Below are 10,961 nucleotides of genomic sequence, written 5' to 3' on the forward strand. Positions count from 1 at the left end.
GAATTGGAGGCCAGGGCCGGAATCGAACCGGCGCGTAGCGGATTTGCAGTCCGCGGCATTACCACTTTGCTACCTAGCCAATTACTCAATCAATATAATATGTTGAAATATTATTCATTTTCAAGTATTTTTTATATATAGGCATAAATGACGCGAACTAGATGTAGCATTATTTTGAAAATTGATCAACAAAAATTATATAAAATAAAATGAATAACGCTTTAATTTGCAATCAAAACATGATTACTGGCCAGGTTATGACATCTGGAATTACGGATAGAAAAATCCTTGAGGCTTTTTTTAACAATCCCAGGTCTTATTTTTTACCCAAGCGCTTCGGAAACGCTACCTATTTAGACAATCATCTTGAGATAGGAAAAAATATTTTTGCAATGGCTCCAGACATTTTTGCAACATGTTTAAAATATTTATCGATCAAGCCTGCAGAAAATGTAATTGAGATCGGAGCTTCAACTCTTCATCACGGAAATATAATAGCAGAGCTTTGTCACAACGTAGACATTATTCCAGTGAAAAACGCTTTTTTACAGTCCGAAATACCCTTAGCCCACAATCTAACTGTGATTAATGGCAAAACAAATAAAAAATATGACATTGCAATACTCAATGGCGCTGTAAAAAATTACAAGTCATTTTTAAAATATTTAGAAAAAAATGGCAAAATGTTTGTTTTTCATATAAATAAAGAAATCACTAATAATACTTACTTAACTGATCTTAAAGTAATTTATAAAGACGATGCCACTTTTACTGAAGTAAAGTATGGCACAGCAATCATGTACCATTTTGGAGAGTGCGATGAATAAAATATCAATATTGCTAGCTTTAAGCTTAATTAGCCTTGATGCAAATGCAGACATTAAAACATACTTAAAAAAAGCCCATGATATTTCAGCTGAAGTAAAAGCAAATCAGCAAGACTTAAAAAGCGCAAAAGTAAATTATGCTCAAACTTATGCACAAATGCTTCCAACTGTTACAGCTGGCGGAACAAGAAATAAGATTAACAGAAAAGATTCAGGCGTTGAAAATCATGATATGTATAACACAAAAAGCATTACCATTAGTCAAAATCTTTTTAGAGGCGGCGGAAATATTAGCAATATAATGCTTGGAAGACTCCAAAATGAAATTGCAAAACATACTTACCGCAATACCGATCAAAACTTTTTCTTAAATTCTGCAGCGACTTATTTAGGTTATATTTTAGCTCTTGAACAATATAAAGTAGCTGAAATAAGTGAACGAGCTTTAGCAAAATATTTGGAATCTACTGATTTAAGATTTAAATTAGGTGAGGTTACTAAAACTGACGTTGCTCAGGCGCAATCACGTTATTCAATGGCACAGTCTGAAAAAATAAAATACAAAGGCGCACTAGACACTGCAATGGCAAACTTTGCCAGAGTGTTTGGTGAAGAAGCTTCTAAGGAAGTTAAAATGCCAAGCTTTCCAAATAATATCCCCGCAGATTATGATGAAAGCCTACGAATAGCCAGACAAAACAATTTAGAAGTTCTTATTGCAGATCTTCAGGTTAAAGCAGCTAGCGAAGGAATTAAAATTAACTGGAGTAAAATTTTACCAAGCTTAGATTTTCAGGGAACAGTTGCAAAAACAGAAGGCTCAAGATATACAAATAACAGACTGGATAAATCTTTAGTCCTTTCCTTGAGCATACCACTGTTTCAAAATGGATCTGAGTATTTAAATATTTTAAACAGCCACTACACCAGAGATAAAGCAAGATTTTTGTATAATGAGACATTAAAACAACTAGCGACTAAAGTAAATTCTGCATGGGTAAATTTCACCACTTCAAAATCCACTGTAGAGTCTGCTAAAGCTACTGTTGAATCTGCAACAATGGCATATGACGGAGTTCAAGAAGAAGCAAAGATTGGTTTAAAAACTACATTGGATGTACTTAATGCAGAACAGGAATTATTTCAGGCAAGACTAGCGCTTTTAAACGCTGAATATCAGTCTATACTTGCCAGCTATCAATTACTTGTTATTGTAGGAACATTCAATTTAAGTGCAATCTAAAAAAAGATACTTGTAGTTTTGCAAATAATATTGTTAAATGTTAAATATATTTATAAAATAGCTGCGTTTATATGACCGATAACCCTAAAGATAATATGCAAGATATCTTATCAAATATCAGAGATGTGATATCTGGCAATAATGAAGAAGTTTTAGAACTAGTTGATGAAGTAGATCAAAATGGTAACCCTGTTGCCAAAACCGATGTACTGAAGCAAATTGATGAAACATTAGGAAAAACAGAAGCTGCACCTGCTGCGGATGCAAATACTCCTTCAGCTCAGGTAGAAAATACCGATATTGCAAAAGCTGAACAATTAGCTCAAACAGCTCAAAATTCGGCACCTAATATTGCTGCAGCTCCTGAAACTCCTGTTGCATCGGTAGCAGAACCTATAGCACCGGCGGATGCTGTTAAAACTGATACTGCCGCTGATGCTGCAAATACAATCGAGAACATAGCTAAAGCTACTCCCCAAATAGTCGCTGAAGCAGCAGCGCAGGCGATAGAAATGGAAGCAGAAGCCCAAAACAAAGAAACAACAAAAAGCTTATTAAGCGAGCAGGTTATTGAAGAGTCCTCTAAGCATTTTAAAGAATTATTAAAAGCTGTAGCAAGACCACATGACAATTTTGGATTGCGATCAGGTGTAACTGTTGAGGACTTAGTTGTAGAATCTTTAAAACCTCAGTTGAGTAGCTGGCTAGAGAAAAACCTTCCTGTTTTAGTGAGGGAATTGGTTGAGAAAGAAATTAAACGTTTAATTCCACATGATGAGTAAAAAGATATGCGTTTACTAACATTACTTTTATTATTTTCAGCAAATAATTCTTTTGCTGCAGATCCTGCACTTCCTACTATTCCCGATCCACTTGCTGTGCCTCTTGCGAATGATTCTGATAAAGAAAAAGGTTTAAATAATACATTAGCTCCTGCTATGCCTTCAATTCCTGCAATGCCATCTGTACCAGCTGTAATAGAGCCTTCTATGCCTAGCATACCTAGTGACAATCAGGTTCCTGTTGAACCTATTATACCAGCTATGCCAGGAAACAGTATATCAACAACAACAAATGTACCTGCTGAGCCAGAGGTTAAAGTACCTGATATAAATATTACAATACCAGGTGAGCAAACTACTCAGCCTGCAATGATTCCTGAAGCAAGCTTACCGAAAACAGAAGAGCCTAACCTTTCCTCTGATCCTTCGGCTTCTCAAATAGATTTAAGCAAACCTCAGTTAGAAATGCCAGCAATGCCGCTAGAGTCCAAGCCTTCAGCTCCGAAAATAGTTGAAACTAAACCTCTTGAAATGCCTAAATCTCCGCTTGCCGCTAAAAAAGCCAAAAAGAAACAGCAAAAGCAAGATTCTATTTTTCCTGGCGAACTTCCTAAGCCAGAAAATAAATCATCTGGATCAAATATTTCGCCAGAACAAAAATTAGATGTTGAACACGAAAAGCATATTCAAAGCTCGAATAATGCAGAAAAAATCTTTAACTTAAATTACAAAAATAAAACATTACCTAAAAAAATGTTTTATGATCCCAATAATCCACAGAACAAACATCTAGGCAAACCAGTTAGCACCAAAGATTATATCTATGCATCATTCATTGCAATTCAAAATGATGATATAGATGGTCTTAGAAACTATTCCCAGGATATCGGCAATATGAATTTTGTTGATGACGATGGCAATACTCCAATATTCTATGCAATTGTATATAACTCACTTAATACGTTTGACTGGATTATAGCTCAGAAAGACATCGATCTTAATGCTCAAAATATTTATGGCGCAACCCCTCTTCATGCAGCAGTGATTGCAGGCAATGAAGATTTTGCAAAAGCTTTAGTCAGACGAAATGTTAAAATGGACGTAGCTGACCAAAATGGTAAATATGCATCAGATTATTTAGATAGTCTTTCAACAGATAAAAAGAAGAAAATGTTAAATATTCTAAAAGTTCACCACAATTTCAGAAAAAAAGTTCACGGAAATTAATTCTGTAAAATCAATTATAAAAAAAGCTCATGTAAAGTTTTTTACATGAGCTTTTTTTATATAGTGAATTAAGTTGAGTTTTGCACAGAAATAATGAGCGATATATAGAAAAAACTACATAAGCGAAGCAATAACGCATACAAACCTTGGCTTAACAAACTATATAGTAAAACTAAACAAGACCCTATTTGGTTGCTCAGCATCATAATCAACCTTACATATTTCTTCTTTAAACTTATCTTTGGTTACAAACTTTATATTTTTACGCCAAAAATTTAATGCTAGTATATTTTCAGGAATCACTGTAACTTCCCATTTTCATGTAAAGTTTTTAAAAAATTCTTTTAAAGCTTGGGATGCAACACCTTTACCTTGATACCTTGATATTACAAAGAACTCACCCATATTACAGTTTGTATTAGGATTTAATGTAACCTTATTAAGTAAAATACCCCCACTATTTCTTTATTTATAGTCTTTTAATTTGTTTTAGGGGCAAGAAGCTACGAAAGAAGTGTAGTAAGTACTACATGAGTGAGGAAGCGACGCTGCACATAATTCAAATTATAAGACTATATATTTATAATGAATGCTTTTCTTGATAGATTTCAAAATATATTTTGAAATCTATTGATTCATATAAACCATCAATAGGCATCGCCCAGTCTTTAGACTTATGACCACATAACCTTGCCAAATCATAAACATAAAACCTAGCCATATTTAGGATTATTTCAAAATATGGCTAGGTTTTTCGTAATTATAGAAGTTCATAGTGTAAATAAAGAAAATTTCTGTACGTCACTCGCGAGTATTTTGTTGAAATACGCTGCAATCCAACTTTAGGCTTAAAAGTTTTAATTGGTTCCACAGTGGGCTTATTGCCTACTAGGAATGACAAAATAGACGCCAGGTGTATTTGTATTTTGTGGCAATCCCGTACATATAATGCATAAATTCTCATAAGTAACAACATTCCGTCTACCTAATTCAATGCAAATATTATGAATATGTATAACATCATTAGATATCTTAAAAATAAAAAAGCGCGAAAGAAGCAAATCCATCGCGCTTTTTACCGATATCGAATCTAGTAGCTAAATTAGCTTGAGTAATACTCGATTACTAAATGTGGTTCCATTTTACAAGCATATGGAATATCCTGGAATGTAGGAGCATACTTAAATGTAGCTTTCATTTCTTTAGGATCAAAATCGATATACTCAGGTACATCTCTTTCCATCTTTTGAACTGATTCCATTACTTTCACATTTTCTTTATAGCTTGAAGCAATTTCAATTACGTCACCAGCTTTAACTAAATAGCTTGGAACGTTCACTTTTTTACCATTCACTAAAATGTGCTTATGAGAAACTAATTGTCTAGCAGCGAAAATTGTAGAAGCAAGATTCATTCTGTAAACTACAGCATCTAATCTTCTTTCTAATAAACCTACTAAGTTATCAGCGCTATTACCTTTCATTTTAATAGCTTTTTTATAGTAGTTGCTGAACTGACGCTCATTAATTCTACCATAATAGCCTTTAAGCATTTGTTTTGCTTTAAGCTGATTACCGTAATCCGAATTTTTTTGCGGAAGCACCGGACCATGTTGACCAGGACGGTAGTTTTTTCTTAATACTGAACTTTTAGCAGAACCCCAAAGGTTTTGGCCATAACGTCTGCTAATTTTGTGTTTAGCTCTTACAATTTTAGTCACAAATCAAACCATTGTTTAATTAAATTAATATATCACAGCGTAATAAATAACATTTTCGAGTTAATGTCAAGCATTGATTATTTTTTAAATAAAAAACTATCAGCTACTATTTAATAAATTTATAAGTATCAGGCTTTTAAACTTAAGGATTTGACAACAATATATTTCAGCTACTATAAGATATATAAATTTTATTTAAATATTTGAAATGCTTAGAAAAATACTTCCTAACTCTGAAAAACAAGAAGCCACTGACCAGAATTTAGTCAATTGTCTGCGTATAATTAGGTCATCTAATATTGGGTCAGTAACATTTAAGAACCTTTTAAAAATGTTCGGCTCCTATACTGAGGTAATCAAACAAGCGCCTGAACTTGCTAAAAAAGCAGGTTCTAAAAAGCCTTTTATAATTGCCGAAGAAAGTCAAATTTTAGAGGAAATTGAAAATACCTATAAATATGGCGCTGAGTTTATAACAATAGATAACTCAAATTATCCTGATCTTTTAAAACAGATTCATGACGCACCTCCTGTTTTAATAGTGAAAGGTGATAAATCGCTGCTAAAGCAAGAATCACTAGGCATTGTAGGATCAAGAAATGCTTCTTTAAATGGCATTGCTATTACTAAAAAAATCGCTAAAGAAGTTGGTAGCAAAGGATATGTTATTACTTCTGGATTAGCAAGAGGCATTGACTCAAGTGCGCATGAAGGATCACTTGAAAGCGGAACAATTGCAGTTATTGCAGGTGGTATAAACCATATATATCCCCCTGAAAATGCTAAACTTTATGAAAAAATCAGCCAGGAAGGATTAGTAATAACCGAAGGTGCATTTAACTATTCACCGCTTGCTCGTAACTTTCCACAAAGAAACCGCATTATATCAGGTCTTTCTAAAGCTATCTTGGTTGTCGAGGCAAGTACTAAATCAGGATCTTTAATTACAGCAACCACTGCTATAGATCAGGGTCGTGAGGTTATGGCAATACCTGGCTTTCCTATGGATCCACGCTGCCAAGGGCCCAATAAGCTGATAAAAGAGGGGGCATATTTAGTTGAAAGCATTGAAGATCTTATTTCTTATCTTCAAAATTTACCATCTAAGTCATTGATTTTAAATGATAATGATCAAAAAGATTTCCTAAGACCAACAAATTTTAGTGACATTGACACAGAAGAAGTTAGAAGTATAGTACTGTCCAGTTTAAGTTTTACACCTATATTACTTGATGATATAGTAAAACAGTTTGATATTCCAATTTCATTGCTATATCTTGCTATTCTTGAACTTGAACTTTCAGGAAAGATTTTAAGATACGGCCCGGATAAATTTGTATTAAATATAGAAGCACATGAGTAAAGTATTAATTGTAGAGTCGCCAGCAAAGGCAAAAACCATAAATAAATATCTTCCAGACTTTGATGTTGTGGCAACATATGGTCATATCAGGGACTTACCCTCCAAAAATGGATCAGTTGTCCCAGGTGAAGACTTTAAAATGCTATATGAGATTAACTCTACATCTACAAGGCATGTGGATAATATAGTTAAGGTTTGTAAAAACGCTGATGAAATATATCTGGCAACGGATCCTGACCGCGAAGGTGAGTCTATATCATGGCACGTTGTCGAAATACTTAAAGAAAAAAAGGCGATTAAACCAAATGCTATCGTAAAACGCGTTGTTTTTAATGCTATTACTAAAGATTCAGTAAAAAATGCTGTTAAAAACCCCAGAGATATCGATGAGAACCTTGTAAACGCTCAGCAAGCAAGACGTGCGCTTGACTATTTAGTAGGCTTTGGTATTTCACCAATATTATGGCGTAAATTACCTGGAAGCAAATCAGCAGGACGTGTTCAGTCTGTAGCACTAAGGCTTATTTGTGAACGCGAACGTGAAATTGAAAAGTTTAAGACGCAAGAATACTATACAATTGAGGCTGATTTTAAACAAAAAACTAAGTTTCATGCTATTCTTCATCAAATTGATGGTAAAAAATTAGAGAAGTTTGATTTAACTAAAGATACAGCCGAAAATCATTTAAATGCAGCAAAATTACTCGAATATTTTGTAGCTAATGTTGAGAAAAAGAAACTCACCCGTAATCCTCAGCCGCCATTTACAACATCTACCCTTCAGCAGGAAGCTTCAAGAAAGCTTGGTTTTTCAACAAAAATGACCATGCAAATTGCTCAAAAGCTATATGAAGGTATTAAAATTGGCGATGAAATTATCGGTCTTATTACATATATGAGAACTGACGGTGTGCAAATAGCCCCTGAAGCCCTTAAAGATACAAGAACATTTATTGAGACTGCTTATGGAAGTGATTATCTTCCAAAAAGCCCAAGAATGTATCAGACTAAAGCAAAAAATGCACAAGAAGCGCACGAAGCTATCCGCCCTACAAGCTTAGGCTTACCACCTGAAAAAGTTAAGCGCTACCTTGATGACGTGCAGTTTAAGCTTTATGAACTAATCTGGAAACGCTTAGTTTCAAGCCAGATGGAATCTGCAATCTTAGACTCCGTTACTATTACATCAGAAGACAAAGGTGCTAAATATTCTTTCAAATCAACAGGCTCTACTATTAAATTTGATGGTTTTTATAGGGTTTATCGCGAAGGATATGATGACGTTACTTTAGATGACGAAACTGTATTGCCTAACTTAGAAATTGGATCTAAGCTTGATCTAGAAAAAATTGAATCAATTCAGCACTTTACCGAGCCACCTCCTCGCTTTACTGAAGCAAGTTTAGTTAAAAAACTTGAAGAACTTGGCATTGGAAGACCCTCAACATATTCTTCTATTATTTCAGTTATTCAGGATAGAAAATACGTAAAGCTTGATAAAAAAAGATTTATTCCTGAAGATAGGGGTATTATTGTTACCACTTTCCTTGAAAACTTCTTTTCAAATTATGTAGAGTATGGTTTTACAGCTGAGCTAGAAAATAAGCTTGATGATGTGTCTTGTGGTGAATTTAAATGGAAAGAATTACTTGGTAACTTCTGGGAAAACTTTGATTCTACTGTTAAAAACGCTTCTAATTTAAAGCTTGAATCTATTATTGAATTACTTAATGATTCTCTTGCTGAGCATTTCTTTGGCACAAGTGATTTAGATGCTAGAAAATGTCCAAGTGATGGCGGTGTTTTAGGCATTAGATTAAGTAAATTTGGTGCATTCATTGGATGCTCGAATTATCCTGATTGTGCCTATAAGCGTAATCTTGATCAGGAAGATGGATCAGAAGGTTCTCAGGATGGTGATGCAGAATCTGCAAGCTCAAAAGATCCATTTCCTATAAAAATTGGGGAGATTGATGGTGGTGAAGTCACCATTCGTAAGGGTCCTTACGGTATTTATGTTCAGCAGGATGTACCTGGCAGCAAAACACCAAAGCGTAGCTCCCTGCCAAAAAACCTTAATTATCAAGACGTTACTTTTGAAGATGCCAAAAAGCTCCTAAGTCTTCCTTTAGAAATTGGTAAACATCCAGAAACTGGTGAAGCAATTAAAATCGGAATAGGCAAATTTGGTCCTTATGTTTTATATAATGGGAAATACACATCTATCAAAAAAGCTGACTTTTTCAATTTAAGTATTCAGGAAGCTGTTGATTTAATTGGTAATTCTGAAAAAAAAGCTTCAACCAAAAAAGTTTCTGCCGCAAAAGTTATTGAAGGATATGAAATTTTTAGAGGTGGCTTTGGTATGCTTTACATGCTTAAGGATGGCAAAAGGCTTACATTCCCTAAGAAAACTAAAATTGATGATGTTGACTTAGACTTAATTAAGTCTGTACTTGGTGAATAAAATATTGAAAAATAAATAAAATTTTACTTGAAGTTATTTTTGTTGCCTCTATATTCATCTAATGATAGAATTAATTATCGGGTATTAAAATTTTAATACTTTCTTTTAAGGGAGGAAGCTATGAATAACGGATTTAATGATATGTTTCAGAATATGATGAATATGATGGGTAACATGCAAAACATGAATCAATTCCAAAATATGATGCAAAACATGGGTAACATGTGTGGCATGAATATGAATCAAAAAGGCATGGACGCTAGCATGATGAACAACATGCAAAAGAAAATGATGGATTGTGGATCAGAAATGAACCAAACAATGACATCAAGCTCGCAAGCTATGGCTAAACACATGAATGACATAATGCAAGGCAATGTTAGCATGATGATGAACATGGCTAAAGATATGTCTAATGGCAACATGAATGAACAATCTATGCAAAAACAAATGAAGCATATGTCAAAAATGATGCAGGAAAACATCGAAGGTTCTCAGGATATGGCTGAAATGATGTCTAGAACAGCATTAGAAGCTATGCAAATCATGGGCAAAATGATGATGAACTGCGCGCCAATGGAAATGGCTATGGCGACAGGTAAAAAGAAAGCTTCATAATTATTTAATTATCAACGCTTTAAAAGGTCTGGACAATAAATCCAGACCTTTTTTTATTGACTATAAATATGAATCTTGATAATTTGATCGAGAATTTTATTAAATTGAAACAATGAACCATTTTTTGACATCACTAGTAAACCACTTTCCTTGTTGCTAGTTTACTAGCATATTTAATTCTTCCTTTTTTATACCATTACATTAATATTTAAAATTTAACCTCATCTACTTTTAGAGTATTAAACTATGTGCGCTAATCACAAACTTAAAAAAAGCTATTTTACTTTTATAATTTACAGCCTAGCTATACTTCTTGGAATAGGGGCAGGACTATCAAACATTTTGATAATCCAGGATTTTGCACAAAGCATTTCGGATATTTTTATTAAAATATTTAAATGCGTAAGTGTTCCAATTATCGCCCTTTCTATTATCGTAACCTTATCACAGTATACTGCTGAGGGTGAGATGAAGAAAATATGGCAACAAACACTATTTTATACGATTTCAACAACCATTATTGCCGCTTCTGTAGCATTCATCTTATACATCATTATTAAACCAGGTAACGTAACTGGTGTTGGGATAACAACAAAAGCAGCAGACCTTCATAATAATTCCAGTTATTTTAGCTACTTAAGTAATATTATTCCTTGGTACATTCTAGATAGTAGTGCAACGATTTATTAATAAGTTAGGGATTAATTTTTGAGG

9 protein-coding genes and 1 tRNA gene are annotated in these 10,961 nt (G+C 33.8%); 8 read left to right on the forward strand and 2 right to left on the reverse strand.

What is annotated here, in order from left to right; genetic code table 11:
- Positions 1-4 precede the first annotated feature (4 nt).
- Positions 5-79, reverse strand: a tRNA-Cys gene (locus BGO27_07245).
- Between the two features lie 160 nt (positions 80-239).
- Between BGO27_07245 and BGO27_07250 the strand changes: the two genes are divergently transcribed.
- The 4 genes from BGO27_07250 to BGO27_07265 all read left to right on the forward strand — a co-directional run bounded on the left by BGO27_07250 (position 240) and on the right by BGO27_07265 (position 4,079).
- Positions 240-827 (forward strand): hypothetical protein, encoded by a 588-nt coding sequence (locus BGO27_07250; protein ID OJV12511.1) that lies wholly within the window; start codon positions 240-242, stop codon positions 825-827.
- Positions 820-2,070, forward strand: coding sequence for a hypothetical protein (locus BGO27_07255; GenBank protein ID OJV12512.1), 1,251 nt, complete (start codon positions 820-822; stop codon positions 2,068-2,070). The genes BGO27_07250 and BGO27_07255 overlap by 8 nt, the downstream gene beginning before the upstream one ends.
- A gap of 71 nt (positions 2,071-2,141) precedes the next feature.
- Positions 2,142-2,852 (forward strand): hypothetical protein, encoded by a 711-nt coding sequence (locus tag BGO27_07260; GenBank protein OJV12513.1) that lies wholly within the window; start codon positions 2,142-2,144, stop codon positions 2,850-2,852.
- A gap of 6 nt (positions 2,853-2,858) precedes the next feature.
- Complete coding sequence (locus tag BGO27_07265) at positions 2,859-4,079, forward strand: hypothetical protein (protein ID OJV12514.1); 1,221 nt, start codon at positions 2,859-2,861, stop codon at positions 4,077-4,079.
- Between the two features lie 1,102 nt (positions 4,080-5,181).
- Here the strand turns inward: BGO27_07265 and BGO27_07270 are convergent.
- Positions 5,182-5,799: a 30S ribosomal protein S4 gene (locus BGO27_07270; protein ID OJV12515.1), complete on the reverse strand. Its 618-nt coding sequence runs from the start codon at positions 5,797-5,799 to the stop codon at positions 5,182-5,184.
- A 208-nt stretch (positions 5,800-6,007) separates the two neighbouring features.
- Here BGO27_07270 and BGO27_07275 point away from each other — a divergent pair, with 208 nt between their 5' ends.
- From BGO27_07275 to BGO27_07290, 4 genes are all read left to right on the forward strand, one after another.
- Positions 6,008-7,162, forward strand: coding sequence for a DNA protecting protein DprA (locus tag BGO27_07275; protein OJV12516.1), 1,155 nt, complete (start codon positions 6,008-6,010; stop codon positions 7,160-7,162).
- On the forward strand, positions 7,155-9,629 hold the full coding sequence (locus tag BGO27_07280) for a DNA topoisomerase I (protein OJV12517.1): 2,475 nt from the start codon (positions 7,155-7,157) through the stop codon (positions 9,627-9,629). The genes BGO27_07275 and BGO27_07280 overlap by 8 nt, the downstream gene beginning before the upstream one ends.
- A gap of 120 nt (positions 9,630-9,749) precedes the next feature.
- Complete coding sequence (locus tag BGO27_07285; protein ID OJV12518.1) at positions 9,750-10,247, forward strand: hypothetical protein; 498 nt, start codon at positions 9,750-9,752, stop codon at positions 10,245-10,247.
- Between the two features lie 246 nt (positions 10,248-10,493).
- On the forward strand, positions 10,494-10,937 hold the full coding sequence (locus BGO27_07290; protein ID OJV12519.1) for a hypothetical protein: 444 nt from the start codon (positions 10,494-10,496) through the stop codon (positions 10,935-10,937).
- Positions 10,938-10,961: the final 24 nt, after the last annotated feature.

It is taken from the genome of Alphaproteobacteria bacterium 33-17 (genome assembly GCA_001897445.1).
Taxonomy (GTDB): Bacteria; Pseudomonadota; Alphaproteobacteria; order Rickettsiales; family 33-17; genus 33-17.